The organism is Crocinitomix algicola (assembly GCF_001661595.2).
Taxonomy (GTDB): Bacteria; Bacteroidota; Bacteroidia; order Flavobacteriales_D; family Crocinitomicaceae; genus Crocinitomix; species Crocinitomix algicola.
Genome location: NZ_LYPF02000010.1, coordinates 154,216 through 177,901 on the forward strand (window position 1 = coordinate 154,216; position 23,686 = coordinate 177,901).

Annotated in this window: 17 protein-coding genes; 5 read left to right on the top strand and 12 right to left on the bottom strand. The window is 35.4% G+C overall.

Annotation, left to right across the window (positions count from 1 at the left end; genetic code table 11):
* The 3 genes from rnpA to A8143_RS06530 form a co-directional block, all read right to left on the bottom strand.
* Positions 1–396, bottom strand: a complete 396-nt coding sequence (rnpA, locus tag A8143_RS06520; RefSeq protein ID WP_066757330.1) for a ribonuclease P protein component — start codon at positions 394–396, stop codon at positions 1–3.
* A gap of 1 nt (position 397) precedes the next feature.
* Positions 398–979: a DUF3109 family protein gene (locus A8143_RS06525; RefSeq protein WP_066757482.1), complete on the bottom strand. Its 582-nt coding sequence runs from the start codon at positions 977–979 to the stop codon at positions 398–400.
* A 188-nt stretch (positions 980–1,167) separates the two neighbouring features.
* On the bottom strand, positions 1,168–3,840 hold the full coding sequence (locus A8143_RS06530; RefSeq protein WP_139134288.1) for a hypothetical protein: 2,673 nt from the start codon (positions 3,838–3,840) through the stop codon (positions 1,168–1,170).
* 133 nt (positions 3,841–3,973) lie between these two features.
* Here A8143_RS06530 and A8143_RS06535 point away from each other — a divergent pair, with 133 nt between their 5' ends.
* Genes A8143_RS06535 through A8143_RS06545 form a run of 3 tightly spaced genes read left to right on the top strand, consistent with a single transcriptional unit; the run spans position 3,974 to position 7,537 of the window.
* Positions 3,974–5,692 (top strand): OmpA family protein, encoded by a 1,719-nt coding sequence (locus tag A8143_RS06535; RefSeq protein WP_066757336.1) that lies wholly within the window; start codon positions 3,974–3,976, stop codon positions 5,690–5,692.
* Between the two features lie 3 nt (positions 5,693–5,695).
* Positions 5,696–6,736: a lysylphosphatidylglycerol synthase transmembrane domain-containing protein gene (locus tag A8143_RS06540; protein ID WP_066757339.1), complete on the top strand. Its 1,041-nt coding sequence runs from the start codon at positions 5,696–5,698 to the stop codon at positions 6,734–6,736.
* 54 nt (positions 6,737–6,790) lie between these two features.
* Positions 6,791–7,537, top strand: a complete 747-nt coding sequence (locus A8143_RS06545; RefSeq protein WP_066757341.1) for a hypothetical protein — start codon at positions 6,791–6,793, stop codon at positions 7,535–7,537.
* 136 nt (positions 7,538–7,673) lie between these two features.
* Here A8143_RS06545 and A8143_RS06550 read toward each other — a convergent pair whose 3' ends face one another.
* The 3 genes from A8143_RS06550 to rpoN all read right to left on the bottom strand — a co-directional run bounded on the left by A8143_RS06550 (position 7,674) and on the right by rpoN (position 10,722).
* A complete protein-coding gene (locus tag A8143_RS06550; protein ID WP_245676478.1) occupies positions 7,674–8,480 on the bottom strand; it encodes a M48 family metalloprotease in 807 nt (268 codons plus the stop codon).
* 116 nt (positions 8,481–8,596) lie between these two features.
* Complete coding sequence (locus tag A8143_RS06555; protein ID WP_217494788.1) at positions 8,597–9,271, bottom strand: hypothetical protein; 675 nt, start codon at positions 9,269–9,271, stop codon at positions 8,597–8,599.
* A gap of 2 nt (positions 9,272–9,273) precedes the next feature.
* Positions 9,274–10,722, bottom strand: coding sequence for an RNA polymerase factor sigma-54 (gene rpoN, locus A8143_RS06560; RefSeq protein WP_066757348.1), 1,449 nt, complete (start codon positions 10,720–10,722; stop codon positions 9,274–9,276).
* Positions 10,723–11,246: 524 nt separating this feature from the next.
* Between rpoN and dprA the strand changes: the two genes are divergently transcribed.
* Positions 11,247–12,341, top strand: coding sequence for a DNA-processing protein DprA (dprA, locus tag A8143_RS06565; RefSeq protein WP_066757350.1), 1,095 nt, complete (start codon positions 11,247–11,249; stop codon positions 12,339–12,341).
* A gap of 7 nt (positions 12,342–12,348) precedes the next feature.
* Here dprA and A8143_RS17380 read toward each other — a convergent pair whose 3' ends face one another.
* The 6 genes from A8143_RS17380 to A8143_RS06595 form a co-directional block, all read right to left on the bottom strand.
* A complete protein-coding gene (locus A8143_RS17380; RefSeq protein WP_066757352.1) occupies positions 12,349–12,621 on the bottom strand; it encodes a DUF2752 domain-containing protein in 273 nt (90 codons plus the stop codon).
* A 57-nt stretch (positions 12,622–12,678) separates the two neighbouring features.
* Positions 12,679–13,335 (bottom strand): YqaE/Pmp3 family membrane protein, encoded by a 657-nt coding sequence (locus A8143_RS06575; RefSeq protein WP_066757355.1) that lies wholly within the window; start codon positions 13,333–13,335, stop codon positions 12,679–12,681.
* A gap of 69 nt (positions 13,336–13,404) precedes the next feature.
* On the bottom strand, positions 13,405–14,664 hold the full coding sequence (odhB, locus tag A8143_RS06580) for a 2-oxoglutarate dehydrogenase complex dihydrolipoyllysine-residue succinyltransferase (RefSeq protein WP_066757357.1): 1,260 nt from the start codon (positions 14,662–14,664) through the stop codon (positions 13,405–13,407).
* A 42-nt stretch (positions 14,665–14,706) separates the two neighbouring features.
* Positions 14,707–17,433, bottom strand: a complete 2,727-nt coding sequence (locus A8143_RS06585) for a 2-oxoglutarate dehydrogenase E1 component (RefSeq protein ID WP_066757361.1) — start codon at positions 17,431–17,433, stop codon at positions 14,707–14,709.
* A 137-nt stretch (positions 17,434–17,570) separates the two neighbouring features.
* Complete coding sequence (locus tag A8143_RS06590; RefSeq protein ID WP_066757364.1) at positions 17,571–17,915, bottom strand: hypothetical protein; 345 nt, start codon at positions 17,913–17,915, stop codon at positions 17,571–17,573.
* Positions 17,915–22,153 carry a T9SS type B sorting domain-containing protein gene (locus tag A8143_RS06595; protein ID WP_066757368.1) on the bottom strand — a complete coding sequence of 1,413 codons (4,239 nt, stop codon included), beginning with the start codon at positions 22,151–22,153 and terminating at the stop codon, positions 17,915–17,917. Before A8143_RS06595 ends, A8143_RS06590 begins: the two co-directional genes overlap by 1 nt.
* Before the next feature lie 263 nt (positions 22,154–22,416).
* On the opposite strand from A8143_RS06595, the gene A8143_RS06600 reads away from it, so the two are divergent.
* Positions 22,417–23,685 carry an aspartate kinase gene (locus A8143_RS06600; protein ID WP_066757373.1) on the top strand — a complete coding sequence of 423 codons (1,269 nt, stop codon included), beginning with the start codon at positions 22,417–22,419 and terminating at the stop codon, positions 23,683–23,685.
* Position 23,686 lies beyond the last annotated feature (1 nt).

Below are 23,686 nucleotides of genomic sequence, written 5' to 3' on the forward strand. Positions count from 1 at the left end.
TCAATTCTCTTTATCGTTCGTTATTTGCTTTCGAAGATCTTTTAAAATTACTTTTATTTTTGCTTCGATTTCTGAATAATCGACATTTTCTTTACCTGTATAAATAAAAAACAATGCCAAAGATGTTTTATTGGCCGTTAATTCTTCTTTTAGCATCCATTTATTAAGTCGATAAGCCTCTTTTATTTGTCTTCTAATTCTATTTCGATGAACCGCTTTTCGAATTCTTTTTTTCGGCACTGCAACCCCCATTTTCAACACTTCATTATCATTAAAAATGTATGGGGTAAATTTTGCTAGAATTGGGTACTTTTTTAAAGTTTTACCTTTGGTATAGACTTCTCCAATCGCTAACCTACTTTTAAGTCGTTCTGATTTTTTGAGTGTATGTTTCACCCTATTTATTCTTATTTGCTATCAGTTCTTCAGCTACTTTTTCAAGATCTTTATAAAAGGGCGCTCCGTATGCTCTTATTAAAGGTTCTTTTAAAAAACGATAAACTGGTACACCTAACTCTTCACCCAACGAACACGCATCTTTGCAAATTGGCCAACGGTCATAATTTAAAGCTGTGAATGATCGATATTTTTGTACTCTGATTGGATAAAGATGGCAGGATAAAGGTTTATTAAAATCAATTTTACCATCTCTATACGCTTGCTCAACAGAGCATTTGGTTATACCTTCCTCATCTAAAAAAACAAAAGCACATTCTGCTCCGTTAACAAGAGATGTTACCGGTTCATTTTCCTGATCCATATAAAAAACTCCATTCTTCTCAACTGCTGCAATTCCCTCAGGCCTCATATAAGGTTTAATTTCATCAAGATGATCCTCCAATAGGTTAACCTCCTCCATTTTTAATGGTGCTCCATCATCCCCTTCAATACAACATGCCCCTTTACAAGCATTTAAATTGCAGACGAATTCCTTTTCAAAAATTTCATCTGACACCAATTTATCTCCAATTTCAATAATCATAACCTAACTTCTAGAACTACAAAGATGAGAAGAAAGTTTTTCTAAACCATAACTCCTTCGATATTACTGCCTACTCGATGTCAAGTTTGGAGCAAATCTCCAATACTGCCCACTTGGTTGAACGTATTTTTACACTGTGCATCATTAAAGTAATAGCACTGTTTGGCCTTAAACAACATCATTTATTACTTTAAATCAAACCACTCCACCTTTTCAAAAATCTCATGCTCCTCACCCCAACCCAAATAATAATCGGCATCAGGCGCGTATCTCAGGGCTTTAAGACGACCATCAGGATGAACTTCGAATACATCCCACTCAGGATTGGTAACTACTTGTCCTTTATTATCAATAAAAAAGCACCCTTGTGCAGTACAAAGACTTAGCCCCAATTCAAAGACTTCTGCTTTTTCAAAATCGAAATAGTCAAAAAAACCCATGGCTTTTAGTTCATTATTCAGCAAAATGAATTTCCCAGGTTCTATTAAAAACTCGTTTTCTAGAAGATCAACAACTCTTTTATTCATACCAGTTTTAACAAGGTAGCCAAATGGCAATTCTTCAATCATAGCATATTCAGTTGTTTTCTTTTCCCAAACGTCATTTTCTTTTCTCCAGATCGTCGATGTTTCAATATCAAAATTCTGTAAATCTTCATAATCAAACCCATCAATTGAATACTCTAATTCGTATAAACTACCATCCATATTAGAATAATTATCATACGTTTGAGGCTCATTAATTATGAGTTCATTTTCTTTCATTTTTAAAACCACATATTCTGATTTCAAGTGCTGATCATAATCCTCCGACCTATGCACGACTTCCCCGTCTTCACTTCTAATTATTAACTCATATTGCAAATTATTCTTTGATTCTAAATTGGTTTGAACATTTAAAGTAATTAAAGACTCAAAAGTATCAACGTTAAACACCTTTCCGTTTACTTCGATAAAAAGTGCATCGTTTTCCAACCAAAAAACATAACCATAACTTGGGTTGTAGTGGATAAAATCAACAGCTCTAGTTAAAGCGTAAGGATTAATATTCATTTCAATATCAAACGGTTTATAAAGCCGCCATTTTTTTAATGAATCTCTAAGAAAATAATACTGTCCATTGAATTGCTGAGGATAATATGTCGTGGGATATAAATAAGCCAATTCAACTCCATGATACTGTGTCTTTAAGGGATATTCCACAATCGTATCTATTTCATCTCCCATATCCATTGACATGACTTGTTTCGCCAAAACATCTGGATCTAATTCGTTGGTTAAAAATTTAAATTTAATCGAATCTTCAGGATTATAAAAATGATAATTTAATCCCTCATTTAAAGTATCAAAACCCACAGCAATTACTCCATATTTTGTAGGATAAACACTCTTGTATCGGTTTGCAATTTGCCAAGCGTTTTTCTTTAGATTATATATTCCAGCTCTTGTATATTGATCATGTTTAGGATATACAACCTCGAGTAAAACACCATCTTCATCAATTAACACAGAATCTTCGTACGGAAAAACACTGCTCATAATTGGCACCTTAAACGGATTATAGGGCTCAAAATAAGAGTTATGAATTAGCACTTTATTCTCACCGATAAATTCAATGCCAACCTCAATGTTGGGTTCATTTAATAATCTTTGCTTTTGATTCCTCCAAATCGACAAATTCTGTCCAACTAAAATTTCTTCATCTCTTACATCATCTTCTATATAAACTAAACACGAGTCTTTACTTTCAAATTCTTCGATCGACAAATATTTTGAATAGTACAAAGCTTTATTACTCGTATACTCGAGATTTGCCTGACTTCTATCTATTTCGACACTCCATAGATCAATTCGCTCCGCGTTAAAACCGATGAGTTGTTCGCACCTATTCACCGAAAAACCGTAATGATATTTGCATGGCACCAATTCTTTATAATTAAATGAAAAATTAAAGGGTCGGTTTTTCACCGTTTGAAAGTCAATTTGTGCAAAGCCCATTTTTCCGTCTTTATAAACCTTATAAATATGTGATTTCGCTTTATATCGTATACTATCATAATCTAAAACTTTAGCAAACACCTGAGAATTTATTGAATCAATATCTGCAAAAACTAAATCATATTTTTTATTCGATTTTTGATAGATATCATAAGTTAATGAATCACTAAACCAACCAAAAAAATCATTCAAACTATCGTGTTCGCTGGTTCGTTTATATTTTGTAGCAATTATATAGTCCCCCTGAGGAATAATATTTGAATATTTAGGCTCAATAATCCACTCTTTCTTTTTAAAATCATAGACTCCACTACGATTTAAATCCCGGTTTAAGGAAATTTCCAATGTACGATCAAAATTCAACGGGGCTAAATAAGCATGCTGAATTAAGGCTGTTGACTTATCGTGTAATAAAAAATCAAAATTACCAGTAGTGTAAAAACTATCGTAAAAATAGGGGTCAATAGTATCCCGTTCATGCCCATGAATTAATCGCTCACCATTTATTTCAATTATTTGAGTTGAATCACTTTCAGATTCAAGCAAAGACACGAAAACGCCTTTTCGAAATGAATAAATTCCTAACAAATCGAGTTGCGAACCATTAATTTTAGATAATAAAATAGCATTTCTATTTAGTTGTGCTAATAAATTCCCTCGTTGAAAATGAACAAGTTTATCCTTTGTAAAGTCGAGTAAAAACTGCTTACTATTCAAATCATAAAAACCAGTTTTTCCATTTTTATAAATCAGTAAATGTTGATTGTCAACTGTTCTTATAGAATCGAACTGTGCCTCATCCACTTGACCATATGCAGAAGATAGGCTTAAAAAAAGTATTAAAATCTTAAATATATCCATATAACGAAAAACAGTCATCAGAAATTAAAAAACAAATTAGCAGAAAATTACGAAGCACTTCAAATAATCCTGTGAAAAACTTTAGCACGACTCTTGCCTTATTAATAATTAAAGACTCTAAATTTGTTGTAATATGTTTAAGAAAATCCTAACGATACCATTATTTCTAGCTGTAATTCAAAGTTTTTCTCAAACCCGTAATGTACAACAAGATACATTACATATTGGTTTAGAAACAACTATAATTCTTGAAGACAGCACTCAATTCAACTTAGATTCATTGTTAGCCGTACCCGGAAAAGTAAATCTAGATTCAGAATTCTACAAAAAACGGTATCAAGAAAAGGATTTAATGTTCAAAATAACGAACAATAGAGGTGATGGGTTTGATAGTTTATACGGCACAAGAAATATGCGTCCTATACTTCACGGAGTGGCGTATCGTGGGGGAGGAAACAACTATTATCACAAAACAAATAAACGACACAATCATAATCCTTTGCCTTTGGATGGAATGCATGGTTTGTGTCAAGAAGGGTTTTCAAAAGGAATCTATTTATACCGAGAAAATTTTGAAAATTCGCCCTTAGGCGATACCTGCAATTGCATAGATGAAACGCTTAACAAATTAACCTATGAGCAACGCGATTATTATGACTCATTGCATGTATATGACATGCTAAAATCCACTTATGCTGCAGCCACACAACCTGAAGTTGGTCCTGTCTACATGCACTGTTGGAATGGTTGGCATGCTTCAGGTTTTATCGCTGCCGTAATTCTTAAGCAATTCTGCGATTACTCTGACTGGGATGCAGTAAATTATTGGGATTTAGGTACCGATGGCGCTAACACAAGTCCGCGGTATCAAACACAACGGGAGCGAATCAAAAATTTTGAACCATATCCTGAATTTGAAATATCTGATTCATTACAGAAGTGTTTATGTCCTCCATTACCTGAGAACATAGACAGCACTCAATTGCACATCGAAATAGAACATTTGGTAGTTGTTCCTGAAGCCATTCCTAAGGGTTTTCAAATTGTGCTTTATAACGTTAAATTTGGATCTGGAAAAACGAGTTTTCCTAACATATCAGAAAATCCGGATATCGTCTATTTAAAAACCGCTCTAGACAATGATCCCGCATTAAAAATTGAGGTTGGAGGGTTCACTGACAATTCTGGAAGTTATTCCAAAAATGTTCAAATTTCAAAACAGAGAGCAGCTTTTGTGTACAATCACTTAATCGAATCAGGTTATCCAAAAGAACGAATCGCTTATAAAGGTTATGGTCCAGAAAAACCTATTTACAGTAATCGTTACAAATCAACGCGTGAAGGAAATAGAAGAATAGAAATTAAAATACTTGATAAAACCACCCATAGTTCCGATAAATTAGTTGATGAAAAAGGTTATGATCAATCTGTGAAAACCATAGAGGAAATAAAGGCCATGTATTTATCGACATTTCTAAACGCCGATACGTTAGCGAAAAACAAAAGTAATTACATACTGGATTCTTTAAATTTTGCTTCAGGCAGTTATGATTTACCAACAGCTGGCGCTGGCCTAAAAAATTTAGAAAAATTAGCAATCTATCTTCGACAAAATCCAACCTTAAAAATGGTCATTAATGGTTATACAGACGCTTCAGGAATTGAGGACAATAATAAAATTCTATCCGAAAATAGAGCGAGGACTGTTTTTGATTATTTAGTTGAACAAAACATTTCTGAAACACGCCTAACGTATAAAGGAAACGGCTCTGCGAATCCTGTTGCTCCAAATAGGTATCTATGGGGAAGAGATTTGAACCGTAGAATTGAAGTTATTTTCCATCAAGAATAAAACGTGTCGGAAGCAAACAAAATACCTGCTCTACTCAATAAGAAACGTATTTACCTAGCCATTCTTTTTGGTTTAATCCTAGTTGGAATACTATATTGGCGAGAGATGAGTGAGAACACTGCATCATTTGATAGTTTAACTTGGAGTGGACTCAGTTTTCTTTTTTTAGTTGGAGGATTGGTAATGATGGCATTTCGTGATTTGGCATATATGGTTCGAATTCGGCTATTAACAGAAAATCAATTATCTTGGAAACAATCTTTTCATACCATAATGCTCTGGGAATTTGCTTCAGCATTGTCACCTGGAGTTGTTGGCGGGTCTGCGGTTGCGATATTCATTCTTCAAAAAGAAAAAATCACACTTGGTCAATCCACCGCATTGGTATTAATTACACTTATTTTTGACAATCTATTTTACATTCTTTTTATCCCGCTTGTCTTTCTTTTCACCCCACTTTCAACTTTATTTCCCGATGAATTAATCTACTTTTCATCATTTGGTCTTCAAGCTTTTTGGATCGGTTATGGGGTAATACTATTAATAACCATTATACTCCTTTATAGTGTATTTATTAATGCAAGGTTTATTACTTGGGTGATTAAAATGATTTATAAATTACCTTTTTTAAGATCTAAAAAGAAGAAGGGATTACACTTCATCAAAGAGATTGAATTGGCAAGAGTCAATTATCGTAAAAAATCTTTTCGTTTTTGGACATCTGTTTTGGCAACTACCATTTGGTCTTGGATTTCAAGGTTTCTAGTTATTAATTTTGTATTAGCCGCTTTTTTAACTTTAAATTTTCCAGAACATTTAACGGTTTTAGCTCGTCAATTAATCATGTGGTTGGCCATGCTTGTTACACCAACTCCAGGCGGTTCTGGAATGGCTGAATTAGCGTTTTCGGCGATGTTAGGTGATTATATAGCCTTAGCAGGAATCTCCACAATTGCATTGGCATTAATTTGGCGCACATTATCTTATTATCCTTATTTAATTATTGGATCTTTATTACTGCCCCGTTGGTTAAAGAAGAAATAATCAAAGACCTGTAACGAAATTTAGTTGGATTAGTTATGTAATAAACTAACCGCCATGATAAAACTATTTTTCCTCAGCTGCATAGCCATAGTTGGGCTAAATGCTCAAACTCAAGACCTACTTTTAGAGTGTGGTCAAAATTCAGGTCAAAACTTTAACGGTTGGTATTTCTTAAACCATCAAGTCTTTGATGATATTGAATTTGATAATATACAAACGGCTTGTTATTCAATAAACGGAGGTGATTATGGAATGACCATTACCAAGGAAGTTCCAGCAATGAAAAATTATAAACGTTTTAACCTCCTCTTTAATTTTGACGTTATTAATCATGCTGAAATAAATGATGTTACATATTACACTTCAATCGACGGTAAAAATTGGAACCCAATTAGTTCAAGCGGAAATAACAAGGTAGTATCTATTATAAATGATGATTTGTCTATACGATTTATTAGAGCCACAGCAAATGCACGTTTTGAGAAAGATGGAAAAATTGCCTGCAACTATGTAAAAGTAGAAGGCGAAAGAACTGCTAAAAACCTTACCATACTGCCTACTGAGCAGCTAGCAGAAACACCTGAATATTTAATTTTTAATTATGCCCATCAATTAAATATAGAAACTACGAAAGATGAACTATATGAGGTTATGATTACCGCTATAAAAGGTCAAATAATCTACCGCGAACAGTATTCAGGAAGTAATAGAATTGAACTTCCTGCGGATTTATCGGGTTTTTATATAGTTACTATAATTGCTGACCAACAGTTTAAAGCCTCTAAGCGCATTGTCTTATAAAATGCTCCTCTCCTGGTCGAGATGCAAGATTATATTACAATGTTCAAATGCCCTAGGTTATTGCTTTTTCAAAGGGCAGAAATAAAAAAGCCTGTGACCAGATATTTGATCACAGGCTTTTAATTTGTTATAATTTTTAGAATAGTCTTTGAAATTCTTTGAACGACATTTCACCATTATCGTTCCCAGAACACCCTTTTTCTTTTGCCCAAGAATGATAATTTTCAATTCGGTTTGCTGGACTAGGATGCGTACTTAAAAACTCAGGAGAACGTCCGCCACCTTGTGCTTCAATTTTCTCAAAAAAACCAGCACCACCGTCAGCAGGCCATTTTGTTCCACATAAATAATGTACTGACATTTCATCCGCCTCAGTTTCATGCGATCGGCTAAATTTTAAACCAATCAGTCCTGATGTAATTTGTCTTAGCATTTCCCTATCTTGGCCAAGTGCAACACTCAACAACACTTCTACACCAAAACTTTTCGTCATTTGTTTTGTAGAATGACGCATATCAGCATGGGCAATTTCATGACCCATTACCCCTGCCAATTCAGCTTCATTGGTTAAATATTTGATAATTCCAGTATAAAAATAGATATATCCTCCAGGTGTACAAAAGGCATTCAAGGTTGAATCGTTATCAATAATTCTTACTTGCCAAGCAAAATCATCTTTATGAATGACGTTACCAGTTTCTAGAATTGCATCTCGGATACCGTAAATATAACGATAAGCTGCCACATTAGAAGCTGAATCTAAAATAGGATATGTTGCCGGATCAGAGGCGATTTCATTCGAAACTTGCACCCCAAGTTCTTTGTCCTTTTCAATTGAAAAAAGATTAAACCCTGTTGACTTTTCACCATTTTTTCCAAGTCCGCAAGCAAATAAAAATCCGCTTATTCCAAATACAAACGCTGTATATTTTAATTTCATCATTTATTAATTATCGGTTAGCAAACAAAATTAGACAGATCCATTCGATTATCGTTAAGAATCAAGCAATTTTACGAAATAATTCTGTGAACTTACCTTTTTAGCAGATAATTGACTCTCTATAAATAAATTCCAAACTTTACACAAACAAAACAGACACCCAATCCAACCAAGGCTCCCAAAAATAATTCCAGCAGGTTATGCGCCTTTAAATAAGCTCTAGCTCCAATAACAATGGCTGCAACACCAAGTAAATAAAGAATCATATATAAATTAGTAGGTGACTCGGAAAATACAGGTGAAATTTGCGTTTGACTATACCCAATTAAGGCGCCACAAACACCATAAATTGCAACAGCATGCAGACTTATTTTAGTAAAAAAGTTAATCACAAACGCAATTAAAACTACCGTAAATAAACCAAATAAAAAACCCATTAAAGCCGGATGCTGGTAATCCAATGGTAATTGCCGTCGCACAAAAAAATACGCTAAGAAATAATAAAATAAAATGAGGATGTAAGGATAAAATCGTTGTTTACGATCTATCATATAATAATCCCCAATAATTCTATTCCGTTTCATGATAAACAAACTGAGTACCGGAGCTAACAAGGTTAAAATTCCCAAAACTATAAACAAATATTGCTTTACCATTTCAGGGTACAAATAGAGCGTATCCAGAGGGTTTAACGAAACTGGTAAGGTAGGAATCATCAATAAAAGATAAATTCCTAATAACGGCATTAACAAAGGGTGAAAAATATAAGAAATAGCAGAAAAAAACTGTTTCAAAATCATAGTTCTTTTCTTAATCGTGCAACAGGAATATCTAATTGCTCTCGGTATTTAGCCACCGTTCTTCGTGCGATATTATACCCTTTTTCCTTTAATAAATCAGTTAATTTTTGATCGGTTAATGGTTTTTTCTTCGATTCATTGTCCACTGCATCACTTAAAATCTTTTTCACTTCTCTGGTAGACACCTCTTCACCAGAAGAAGTAGATAGAGATTCAGAAAAGAAATATTTCAATGACATGATCCCGTAAGGCGTTTGAATGTATTTAGAGTTAGCAACCCGCGAAATTGTCGAAATATCCATTTCCACGATATCAGCAATATCCTTTAGAATCATTGGTTTTAAATCTGTATCGTCACCTGACAAAAAATATTCCTTTTGGTAATCAAGAATTGCTTTCATCGTATACATTAAAGTATGTTGTCTTTGTTGTATAGCGTCAATGAACCACTTTGCCGAATCAAGTTTCTGCTTTACGAATTGCACAGCTTCTTTATCAGATTTCGTATTTTTTGCACCTTCGGAATAACTTCTCAGCATATTTTCGTATGCTTTACTTACCTTCAACTGAGGTGCATTCCTGCCATTTAATGACAAACTTAGCTCTCCCTCATCTTCCGTCAGGATAAAATCTGGGATGATTTGTTGTATATTTTTAGAGTTTGTAGACTCTTTTAAAGAATTTCCCGGTTTTGGGTTTAACCGAACAATAACATCCACGGCGTCTTTAAGATCCTCATCTTCAATTTCAAATTTCGCTTTTATTTTGTCATAATGCTTTTTTGTAAACTCATCAAATGCTTTTTCAATGATCTTTTTGGCCGTATAAACCGCGATATCTCCATGATGCTTACGCTCCAGCTGCAACAATAAACACTCCCTTAAATCACGCGCACCAACGCCCGCAGGTTCAAAATCCTGAATAACAAATAAAACATCCTCAACGTCTTCTTCTGTTGTTTGAACGTTTGCACTAAAGGCCAAATCATCAACTATTGCCTCAATTTCTCTTCTTAAATAACCATCATCATCTATATTTCCAATGATATTTTCCGCTATTTTCTTTTCATCAGCAGTCAATTTACGAAGCATCAGCTGGTTTTCCAGTATTTCATGAAAGGACTTTCCTCCCGAAATTGGAACAGCTTTTTCATCTTGATCCTTTCCTGCATTTGAAACAGATGTCTTATACTGAGGTAAATCGTCATCCAAATAATCATTGATATCAAACTCTTCATTATCTGAAGCGCTGTCATCATAATCATCCTCATGACTATCCAAGTCATCAACTTCTTCTTTCCCTTCTTCCAAAGCTGGGTTCTCTTCAATCTCTTCTTTTATTCGTTGTTCCAATTCCATAGTAGGAACCTGCAACAATTTCATGAGTTGAATTTGCTGCGGAGACAACTTTTGAAGTAATTTTTGACTTAGTGTTTGCTTTAGCATGTACAAGTTTTCATTTTCGAGATTAAACGAAATCTAATTTTTAACCTCAATCAAAATTACTAAAATTCCCGCAAAAAATCATGCCAATACTACAATTCCCTCAATTTTCATTTTAGCTTGAGTCGGATTACTACAATAAAAAACGAATCTAACTCACCTTCAATTGAATAGATCAATATCATCAAGAATGTTTACGACTCAGCTTCGTTACATTATGTGAGAATTTCTTGTCCTCTCCTTTTTTGAATAAAAGCAGCTCTAGTTGATTTCCATGTTGTATTTGCACTTTTTTTAGTCTCCATGGTACATCAAATATGATGATATGCCGGAACAATCAGTTATAAAGATGCCTGTTACTGAAATCTAAATCGAATTTTCAAAATAGATTAGATTTTAGTTGTCATGCCCAAACAAACCCCATAATGGTAGCGTCGTTTTTTTGTGTATGTCGATTATGATTATTTTATCATCTATTTTTTAAAGTGTTTTGACTATTATTTAATCATTTTTAGTATTTTTGAGAGGTGGATGAAAGAGTTTATAAGATAGCATTGAGCTTGTTACAAGCAATCGGTATAGTTAAAACCAAAACTTTAGTTGCTTATTTAGGAGGAGCAAAAGCATTTTTCGATGCCAGTGAAAAGAAGATTGCTTCATTTGGAATTATTGGGTTATCGAAGGTTAAAAAACTAAACCGTAAAGCTGCCTTAGCACGTGCCGAACAAGAGGTTGATTTTATGGAACAAAATCAGGTTCAACTTCATTATTATTTAGATTTAAATTATCCGCCGGCATTAAAGTTTTGCGACGACGCTCCAATTGTACTATATTCTAAAGGCGCTATTAATTTCAATCAAGAAAATGTTGCTATTGTTGGCACACGAAAAGCCACACCTTATGGAAAACGATTAACCGCCGATTTAGTAAAAGATTTAGCAAAAAGAAATGTTCAAATTATTAGTGGCTTAGCGCATGGGATAGACAAAGAAGCCCATCAAGCTGCTATTCAAAATAATTTATCGACCATTGCAGTATTAGGACATGGGCTTGAACTGATTTATCCTGCAGCCCATAAATCATTGGCCAAAAAAATGATGGAAAACGGAGGACTAGTCACCGAGTTTATGAGTTATTATCCTGGTGACCCTTCAAATTTTCCTAAACGAAATCGAATTGTTGCAGGGCTTTGTCAAGCCACGGTTGTCGTTGAAAGTGCTGAATCTGGCGGATCTTTAATTACAGCGAACTTAGCAAATGACTACAATAGAGATGTTTTTGCTTTTCCTGGAGATGTTAATCGACCTTATTCGGCAGGTTGCAATAATTTAATCAGAAGAGACAAGGCCCATTTAATTACATGTGCAGAAGACATGTATGAGATAATGGGCTGGGAAATTGATGATCGGAGCGAGCCTATTCAAGGCGACTTATTTGACGCCATGACTAATGATGAAGAAAAAGTATGTAAGGCACTTAAAACAGCAAATGGACAATTACATATTGATGATTTATCCGAAGCCGTCGCGATGACAATGAGTGAATTATCGTTACACCTATTCAACCTTGAACTAAAGGGAAATATTGATGCTTTACCAGGCAAAATTTATCGTTTGAAATAGTTTTTCCTTACTTCTTAATTACAAATGATTTACAAACGCCATACAAGTTGTAATCGTAGACAACCCAAAGAAATAAATGAAGCCAATAAAAAATTAGAATAGGTAATATTATAAATGTTAGTTTATTATATTCCCATGCTAGATTAAATTCAAAATGAATTGCATGCTGGACACCTCTTGTTAATCCGCACCCCAGACATTCCATATTCAAAAACTGCTTAGAAGGGCATAAACTTACGCCACTATCAAAAAAATTAGCCGGTAATAAAAATAGGGTCATTGGCAAAGCCAACAGCCCTATTATTATTAATATCCTAAGAATTTTTTTCAATTCAATTTATACATTTTTGCTAACTACAATGAGTGCGTGAATTATTCCTGGTAAACCACACAAGCAACAAAGTAAAATATTTATTATAACCTGACTAATATCCCAATCAGTCACTAAACCAACAGCAAGAAACGGTATAACAATAGCCAGAATATAATACAATATCTCGTCATCGCTGGTATCACTGCTTTGAGCAACAACTTTTTTATGTCTAAATTGCTTCTTTTTTGACTTTAAATCCTTCTTTATTTCTTTTAAATCTTCCTTAAGAATTGAAGCTTTTTGAAAATTATTTTTTTCATTTTCATCTGAAAAACTTGAATTTAAATTCTCAACAGCAGCAGTATTTGTTGCGTATTCTGGAGTAAGATTATTAACTGACACAACCTCTTCCACCTTGTCTAACACCTGGTCATTTAATGTTTGTGATTCAATAAATCCCTGAATCTCTTCAATAGAAGTTTCACGGAGCTTTCTTGTGTCTGCCAAGTCGTCTTCTGATGTTGAATTGCCGTAGTTTTTCTTGAAATCAAAAAAGTAGCCTTTTGTATACTTTCTTTTTTGAATTCCTCTTTTTCCAGCAACCTCGTTCGAAGTAGAACATGAAAGCATTGTTACAACACTCAATAGCGCAATAGCGCCTTTAAGAAAAAATTTTTTCATACGAATTTAGATTATTGTTTAACACGAATATACGTGAAAAAACGAATTATCAAAAATCAAACCAAATTCCTACAATCCTAAAAGAACTTCTAATGGATCTTTACCTCCAAAAATCATTCTTTCTGGGTTTTCAAGCATTTCTTTTACCTTAACAAGGAAACTTACAGACTCTTTTCCATCAATAATTCTATGATCATAAGAAAGCGCGACATACATTATTGGTCTTACAACAATCTCTCCATCAACAACCACCGCACGTTCAACGATATTATGCATTCCTAAAATAGCAGATTGAGGAGGATTAATAATAGGTGTTGACAACATTGATCCAAAGACACCTCCATTAGTTATTGTAAAAGTTCCTCCCGTCATTTCGTCTGGCGCAATTTTTCCATCTCTTGCGCGAATTGCCAAACGTTTTATTTCCCTTTCAATTTCAGCCAAACTCATCTGCTCAGCATTTCTTACTACAGGCACCATCAATCCTTTTGGCGACGAAACAGCAATACCGATATCTGCATAGTTATGCATAATCATTTCTTTCCCTTCAATTTGAGCATTAACAGCTGGGTAAAGATTCAGTGCCTCGGTTACAGCCTTTGTAAAGAACGACATAAACCCAAGGTTGACGTCATGATGTTCTTTAAAGTTCATTTTATACTTCGCCCTAAGATCCATGATTGGCTTCATGTCAACCTCATTAAATGTAGTTAACATTGCCGTTTCATTTTTAACAGCTACCAATCGTTCCGCTACTTTACGACGAAGCATTGACATTTTTTTAGGTTCCGTCTCTCTTGTTCCGCCCCAACCTTGTGCGTCATTTGCAGAAAATCCAGCAGCCATTGCGCTTACGACATCCTGCTTAGTGATTCGACCATCTTTGCCTGTACCATTGATTTGATTCGCAGAAATTCCATTTTCATCCATCACTTTTTTTGCAGCAATAGAAGGATGACCTGCAGCATAAGAATCAGATTTTGGCGCTGATTTTTCTGCTACGGGTGCTGGATTGGGAACAGGATCATCCTTTTTGGGCTCCTCCGCAGGAGCAGCAGTTTCCTTATTCTCACTTCCAGCTGGAGGTTCAGCCGAAGTATCAATATGACATACCACAGCACCAACAGCTACGGCATCACCCTCTTCCGCTTTCAAAGTAATGATACCTGAAGCTTCTGCAGGCAATTCTAATGTTGCTTTATCTGAATCTACTTCCGCTATTGCTTGATCCTTTTCAACATAATCTCCATCTTCAACTAGCCATGTTGCAATTTCAACTTCTGATATTGATTCCCCCGGAGAGGGAACTTTCATTTCTAATACAGACATTCTGTTATTCTTTAGTTTAAAGTATTATAATTCTAATTGTACCTATTTCGAAATTTGCGCAAACAATCGATCGAATAAATCTTTCAATCTTCTCTTATGTAAAGCGCTTGACCCTGCAGCTGGTGCAGCCGAAGAACGACGTGAAATATTTATCAAATCGTATTTTCTTAGGCTAAGTGCGATATAATGCCAAGCCCCCATATTTTCAGGCTCTTCTTGCGCCCAAATCATTTGCTTTACATTTTTATACTTGCTTACCACATCATCCAATTGTTTTTCAGGAAGTGGGTACAATTGCTCCATTCGAATAAAAGCGGCATTTTTAACCCCTTGTTCTTCGGCTTTCTCTATCATTTCATAGTAAAACTTCCCCGAACATAAAACGAGCGTATCGACATTTGCATGATCAGCATTCGGATCGTCTATTACTTCTTGGAATGTTCCTGAAGCTAGCTCCTCTACTGTTGAAACAGCTTTTGGATACCTTAGTAACATCTTTGGTGAAAAACAAACTAATGGCTTTCTAAAATCTCGATGAATTTGTCTTCGCAATAAGTGGAAATGGTTAGCTGGTGTTGTCGCATTACAAATTTGCCAGTTTAAATCGGCAGAAGATTGTAAGAAACGCTCTAGTCTGGCACTTGAATGCTCTCCACCCATCCCTTCATATCCATGAGGAAGCAACATCACTAAACCACTATGGACATACCATTTATCTTCACCTGATGAAATAAACTGGTCTACCATTATTTGTGCTCCATTATAAAAATCACCAAATTGAGCTTCCCAAATTGTTAAACCATTTGGGTTTGCTAACGAGTAACCGTATTCAAATCCTAAAACACCATATTCCGACAATAATGAATTGTAAATAGAAAATTCAGCTTGTTTATCAGAAAGGTTGTTTAGTGTAATTATCTCTTGTTCATCATCCTCTGTCTTCACAACTGCATGACGGTGAGAGAATGTACCTCTTTCCACATCTTGACCAGAAATACGCACTTGATGGCCTTCATCTAGTAATGTTGCATAAGCCAGCATTTCCGCAGTCCCCCAATCTAATTCGTTTCGATTAATTTGGTCTGCACGATCATTAATTAGTTTTTTTATTTTCCTAAAAAATTTGAGATCTTCTGGAAGGGTTGTCATTTTCTTTCCAAGATCAACAACTTTATTTTTATCAACTGCAGTTATAGGAGAAGCATTGAAATCTTCAGATTTAGCATGTCGAAATCCAGACCAAGCATCTTCTAAAAAATTTAAAACTTCAGCTGTTTTATCATTCTTTGATCGATCGTAAGCTTTGTCTATTAAGTCTGAATGTTCTGTTTCGAATTTCTTACCATCTTCAGCGGTTAAAACCCCTTCTTTTATCAGTTGTGACAAATAAATTTCTCGAACACTTGGATGTTTTGAGATGGCTTTATAAAGGGTTGGCTGAGTAAACTTAGGTTCATCTCCCTCATTGTGTCCGTATTTACGGTAACCTAATAGATCTATAAATACATCTTTGTGAAATTTTTGTCGGTATTCAGTTGCAATTTGAATCGTCTGAATAACCGCTTCAATATCGTCTCCATTGACATGGAATACAGGCGATAGAGTAACCTTTGCAACATCCGTACAATAGGTTGACGATCGTCCATCAAGATAATTAGTTGTAAACCCAACTTGGTTATTCACTACAATATGAATCGATCCGCCGGTGCGATATCCGTCCAACAATGCCATTTGCGTTACCTCATAAGCAATTCCTTGACCAGCTATTGCGGCATCACCATGAATAATAATAGGAACTACAGCATCCTCACTTTTATAATCGTGATCAATTCGCGCACGCACAATACCTTGTACCACTGGCGCAACAGCTTCGAGATGTGAAGGATTTGGTGCTAGTGTTAAACGAACGTCATGCCCTTTGGTAGTTTTAATGTTGTTAGAGTATCCTAGGTGATATTTGACGTCACCGTCAAAAGAGTCATCGGTATCAAATTCTTTACCGTCAAATTCATTAAAAATTGACTCGTAATTTTTACCCATGATATTCACCAACGTATTTAATCTACCTCGGTGTGCCATTCCCAAAACAAATTCTTTTGCACCAAGATCTGCCCCTTTTTGAATAAGCGCATCTAAACAAGGGATTAACGCTTCACCTCCTTCTAAAGAAAATCGTTTTTGACCAACATACTTCTTGTGTAAAAATTGCTCAAATATTGTAGCGTTATTTAATTTTGTGAAGATTTCTTTTTTATTGTCTGCGGAGTAGGTTGGACGATTGTCTAATTCAATTTTATCTCTCAACCATTTTAATCGTTTTGAACTTCTAATGTAAGCATACTCAATACCTATAGATTGACAATAAGTATCTTCCAAATGTTTGATGATATCTTTTAATGTCGCAGGTCCCATTCCAGTTTCAATACCTGCTTGAAAAACAGTATTAAGATCTGCCTCTGTTAATCCATAATTCTCAATACCCAATGAAGGAGCGTATTTTCTTCTTTCTCGAACTGGATTTGTTCGTGTAAATAGATGTCCTCTGAATCGATAATCATCTATTAGCGCAAGTACGCTTAACTCTTTTTGAAAATTTTCTGGAATTATTCCACCCTCTCCATTTTCACTGAAGTCCGTTTTTGCAAAATCGACACCTTCAAAAAATCGTGCCCATTCAATATCAACTGATTCTGGATTATTTTTGTACCTCTCGTAAAGATCGTCAATGGCATTTACGTCACCATTTCCGACAAATGTAAATTTGTCCATTATTTTGTTCAATTTCCGCTTATATTACAAATTTATAAATTATATGAACATGTAATTTTATTTGCGCGATAATCTTGTGTAAAAATGAATCTTTACGGCCAATCTAGTTAAAATTATTGTCTATGTTTTGCTTCGTACTAAAAAAAGTGATTACGCATATAAACTTTTTGGGCTTCTCTCCGAATGACTAAGAAAGCTAATTCCGTCCAATTTTGTGAGATGAGATTTTCTTTATAATCATCTTCTCGCAAATCAACCCGGTAAATAAATTGCGACAATTTTTCAGATGCTGCTAAACGAGCGATATAAATACTCAACTCATTTATCAAATTATCGAGCACTAAATCACTTTTATCAATTTCAATAAATAGACTTCCCGTCTCATTCAAGTCTTTATTTATTTGAGCCACTGTATCACGCCTAAACTTTTCTTTATTCAGCGCTCTTTGGATTTCTAAGCGAGTTTGAATTAATCCACTCATTATTCTTTTCGAACTAAAGTTATTGTGCCTTGACCTTCAAATTTCTCCCCATTGTCCGCTACTCCAGAATAAGAATAAAAATAAGTTCCATCTTTACTTGGGGACCCATTTTTATTGGTACCATCCCAACCTTCCTCAACATTGTCAAATTCTCGAATGACATTCCCCCAACGATTTACCACTACGCAATTAAACAGGTCTACTGCTTGCGATCGATGCACAAAAGTAAACACATCATTAATACCGTCACCATCTGGACTAAACACGTTTACGGGCTCAAATAACAAGGGGTCAAACACTGTTATTTCTTTACAAGTAGTATCTGTACATCCATTCTTATTAGTGGCTACAAGACAGACATTATAAATATCTCCAATTCCATAAGTCGTATCAAATGTTTCAAAATAATCATGAGAAATCACCCAATCAATATTATCATAATCCAAGTTCCAAAAGAAGGTGGTATCTGCAAGTGGGTTAAAAGGATTAGCAAAATATTGAGATTGATTAACAAATTCAACATCAACCACTGCAGTTCCTTTTAAGTCTGCATTTAGTTGATCGGAAATTACATCAAAATCTGCAATTGGTGATACCGAATCAAGGACTATATCTTCAATCAAAACACAACCATTTTTATCAACCGCAGTTATGCGATAATTCCCCGGATTTCTTCCTCCCCAAGTTGTATTGATCGTTGATGTTTCATCATCAATATTATCCCATTGATAATGATAGTCCGGTGTTCCTCCAGAAACTGCTGCTTCGAGCACTCCATTACCTGATTGATATTCATGCAAACGGCAATAAGCTGGATAAGTATTTAACTCAGACCAATACATGGAGTCAGGCTGCGTAATAGTAAAGTCAAAAGATTTTGAACACCCATTTTCATCATTGACCGTTAATACATAATCTCCTGCTGGTAAATTCGTTGATTCATTCGCTCCTATACCGTTAATACCTGTAGGATTTGGCGCCCAGAAATAAGAAACCTGATCGAAGTCACCAGTATAATTATAAACGGTATCTACTCTCATAATTCCTGTTTCAAACCCATAACACAATGGATTAATTCGTGTCGTGTCAATTTCCAGTTGATCAGGGTGAATTAGCTCTACTACACCCGATGCTGTACAACCGTTTTCATCCGTTACGGTTACCGTATAAGTCCCTTGAGGTAGCGTGTTAGCGGTATTCGAATTCTCCTCGTTTAACAATTCACTCTCACTGTTTCTAATTTCATATATTTTTCCGTCGTTACCTCCTTCAGCATTCACCGTTACCGAACCATCAGAAAACTGAAAACAAGAAGGGTTATTGAACGTAATTTCAATTGTCAATTCATCCGGTTCAAAAATATCGAACACATGCGACCAAGCACAACCTTCTTCATCAAGTACGGTCACTGTCCAGGTATCACCATAGAGGTTATCAATTTCGTCACCGCCTCCAACAGGAACACCCGTCTCTATGTCGTAGGGACCACCTAAATTGGACCAAATAACATTATAAGGAGGCGTAATTCCACCTTCGATGTTTGTAATATATGCACCGCCATCACCGGCCTCAAAACAAGAAACATCACGAAGACTATCCATCACAAAGTCTGCGGTGACTTCATTATCTCCTAAACCAACATAAATGGTGGTATCCAAGAAACATCCTTCTCCATCAACAATATTCAAAAGGTAATAAACACCACCTGTCAAGTCCGAAAAATAAGGATCCCCAGTTGGACCATAGACATCACCTCCTCCAGAGAGCGTATAAGTCCAATCAGGATTATCAGGAATAATGGTAATATCTCCTAAAACACCAGGCACACCTGGACAAGTCTCCGCTTCTGTTATGTCAATTTCAGAAACATCCACAGTTCCAATCTCAATTTTCACAGAATCTTTCACGGTATGACACTCATCAGTTACCGTTAAATAATACCAAGTTGTCACTTCAGGAGAAACGGTTGTTTCGCTCTCATCTCCACCCTCTGGTGACCATTCGTAGTTGAGGTCACCAAAAGTGCCATCAGTTTCGGAAGTGATTGTGACTTCATCGGTAGGGCAGATTATAAAAAGATCTTCATTAAAAGTTATTGTTGGTTCTGGAGGCAGTGTCAATTCATAATCTGATGTAATAATATTGAAATTATACTCACATTCAAGAACCGGGCTATCTTGATCTCCCAAATCCTCTGGATCAAAGGTTGTAGGAATAACTTCTCCAGGTGCACCAGCAAAACTGCCATCATCGTTTAATACAATTGTAATATCACCCGTTAAAGCTCCTCCCAAACTGCTGATATCAATAGCAAAAGTAAATGTCTCACATTGACCTTGATCGATATCTAAATCATAAATTTCGGTTTGTAAATAAATTGCTGTGGGATCCGTAGTAGGGTCTGCGGTATAGAACGAGACCGGAACAGGAAGTGTTAGATCTGTTCCTCCTGAATTACAAATTTCCATATCAAAATGCACACTATCACAACCAGTTGTTAATTCATCATTATGTTCAAAAGTACTGTAAACTAAATTGACTTTTGACCCCATAAAAGTCATGTTCAAGATACGCTCATAGGCAATTTTGTCATTTTCCATATGAACACGAAAGGTATTTGGTTCGATTATTTCAAAATTCAATCGTTCGTCATTATTTGGGAGCTGCCCATAAATATCCAAGTCGGTTATATCAACAAAAGGATCTATCGGCACTTCTTGCCAAGCATATAACTGTTGTTCAGTAGAAGTTGTAATGGTGACAAAATATCCTGTTGTTTCTTCAAGGTCAAAATTAACTTCCGTAAAAGCATACATTTGATTCCCATTTGTTCGCGTTGTATTTGAAGGTGCTGGACCTTCAAAAGAAGCTAATGAATAAGGGCTATATAATCCATTTGCACGAATTTCAAGATAACCTCTTTTACTTCCTTGAGGAATTGTAAAATCAACATACCCATCTACGCTGACACCATCATTGGTAGGACCCGGATCGAAACTGATGTCTTCGGGACCACTATAGGCATTTTGGGTCAAATAGAAACTTGATGTGTAAGGTTGGTCAGAATATCTTAAAAACTCAACATAATAAATCTCGTTAAAATCGGCACCATGCTCATCACTCCTTGTCATTGTCAATACATCACCTGTTACTTCCAGCGTCATATCACAAACTGCTATCTGGTCTGGTGGTGTTGTATTTCCGTCCGAATCTCCGAGCAATGTAGCATCATCCACAATTGACAAACCACTTGTTACATCATAATCACTAAAAGTAAAGGTAGAATTCATGGCTGGAATATTTCCGTTATTGACAGTCATATTCCCTGAAGCAGTCATTGTGGCTAAATCGATAATAATATATTTAATTGACATCGCTTCTTCTCTTGTATCCTGAACCAAAACTCCACTATTACCTCGTCGATTTTGATTAATACCAATTGCACGAATTTGAATATAATCGGGCGCATCTGCTCCGGACAACATATCTACATCAGCCGTAAGGTTAATTGGATCGGGACCAGCATCGTAATACACTGGATATTGCGTTGGATCAGCACCAGGAATACTGGTTAAACTTTGAGAGTCAAAATTTCCATAAAAAATAGTATAGTACGAAATATCTATGTCCTCTTCATCACAACCTAATACGATATTACCGCCATCCACGTCAAATACGAATTCAAAATCTAGTAATTCATCAAAATCATGACCAACGCGAGTATAGGTATCAGTTGATGCTGGGCTAAGCGGTTGATCAACCCATGAATAACGTTTCGACTCATGATTGTTAACTGCATATTCAACCCAACCTGAGGACTCTTCTTTATCCAAATCAAACTCAACCCTGCCCCAAACAATTCTTTCCTGCGCATGATTTAAGTCATTTACCCCTGTCATTGCATCAACTGGCGCTTGCTGATAAACACCTTGTATAATAATTGAGGCTCTATTCGTAGCAGCGGGAATTGCTATTTCAACATCATCAACAGACCCACCAGGTTTATACCCTCCCTCAGTACCTGTAATATCAGGAATATAGCCAATAGGCAGACAACTTCCTGGAAATGAAAACGCCGGGCAAGCATCCTCATCACCAATACAATCAGGGTCGAGACAGTCGATTAATCCATCTCCATCATCATCAATCCCATTATCACAATCTTCTTGACTGAGGCCAATCGAACATAAAAAAAACAGAAAAAGAAACAAATACGGTTTAGGGGTATAAAAATTCATAGCGTAATTATTAGGTTGTGTTTGTTTATGTAGGATAAACGATTTTCAATCTGTAAAGTGACAAATCAAATAAAATAATGCCCACTCTGCTAAACAATTCACGTTGATGTAAATATAATTAAATCAGTTTAAAACAAGGCATTGAATAGATTTGAGTATTCGATATCTCACAAATTAACTCGGAGTTGTGATAAAACTTGAATTTTTATTCGTTTTTAACCATCCTAATAAGAAAGAACTTAAATTCGCAAAAAAATTCTGTGATGAGAGTATTTAAATTTGGAGGCGCCTCAGTTAAGGATGCGGAATCGGTTAAAAATGTTGGTGAAATTATTCGGGAATATAGTCAAGACGATTTAATTGTTGTAGTTAGTGCAATGGGCAAAACTACCAACGCGCTTGAACAAATTATGCAACTATATGCAAAGCAAGACAAAAGTGCTCTTGAAAACCAAATTTTTGATTTAAAGAATTTTCATTTCACCATCATTAATGAGCTCTTTGAAAAACAAAACCTTCCTGTTTTTGACAAAGTAAACAACCTCTTTCAAACCTTATCAAATTATTGCTCAACGAACTTTGTTGGAGATTATGATTTTCACTATGACCAAATCATTTCTTTGGGAGAAATTTTGTCCACAACTATAATCGCTGAATACCTGAAGTCGCAATCGTTTAATGCTACATGGTTGGATGCTCGTAAAACAGTACGGACTGATAATCGTTGGAGAGAAGGCAGGGTAAACTGGGAAGTCACTGAAGTTTTAATTCAAACTGCTGTGGAAAAGGCAATAAAAAATGAAACGAACATTATTATAACACAAGGTTTTCTGGGGCACACCCCTAAAGGAGAAACAACAACATTAGGACGTGAAGGCTCAGATTTTACAGCTTCAATTTTTGCGTACTGTTTGGATGCCAACGACGTTACCATCTGGAAAGATGTTCCCGGCATGCTAAATGCTGACCCAAAATACTTCGATAACACAGAGTTACTTGAAAAAATATCATTCCGAGAAGCAATTGAACTCGCGTATTTTGGTGCTTCTGTCATTCATCCAAAAACAATCCAACCTTTAAAACGGAAAAGAATTCCGCTGCATATTAAGTCATTCATCCACCCATCTGAACAAGGCTCGGTCATTCAAGAATCAATTGAATATGATGATCATATACCATCGTTTATTTTTAAGCTAGATCAAGTTTTAGTTTCACTTACACCGAAAGATTTTTCGTTCATTGTAGAAGAAAATCTCGAGCATATTTTCGCTTACTTAAATCAACAAAAAATTAGAATAAACTTAATGCAAAACTCTGCGGTAAGTTTTTCTTTTATAGTTGATCAATCTCGAATTAATTTAGAAGCTTTAGTAGCGTATTTTCAGGATGACTACGCCGTTAAATACAATCAAGGGCTCGAATTAGTCACTATTCGTCATTATGATGAACCAACAATAAACCGCGTTACAGTTGGCAAAAAAATTATTCTTGAACAGCGGAGTAGACAGACAGCGCGCTTAGTTATCGGATAAT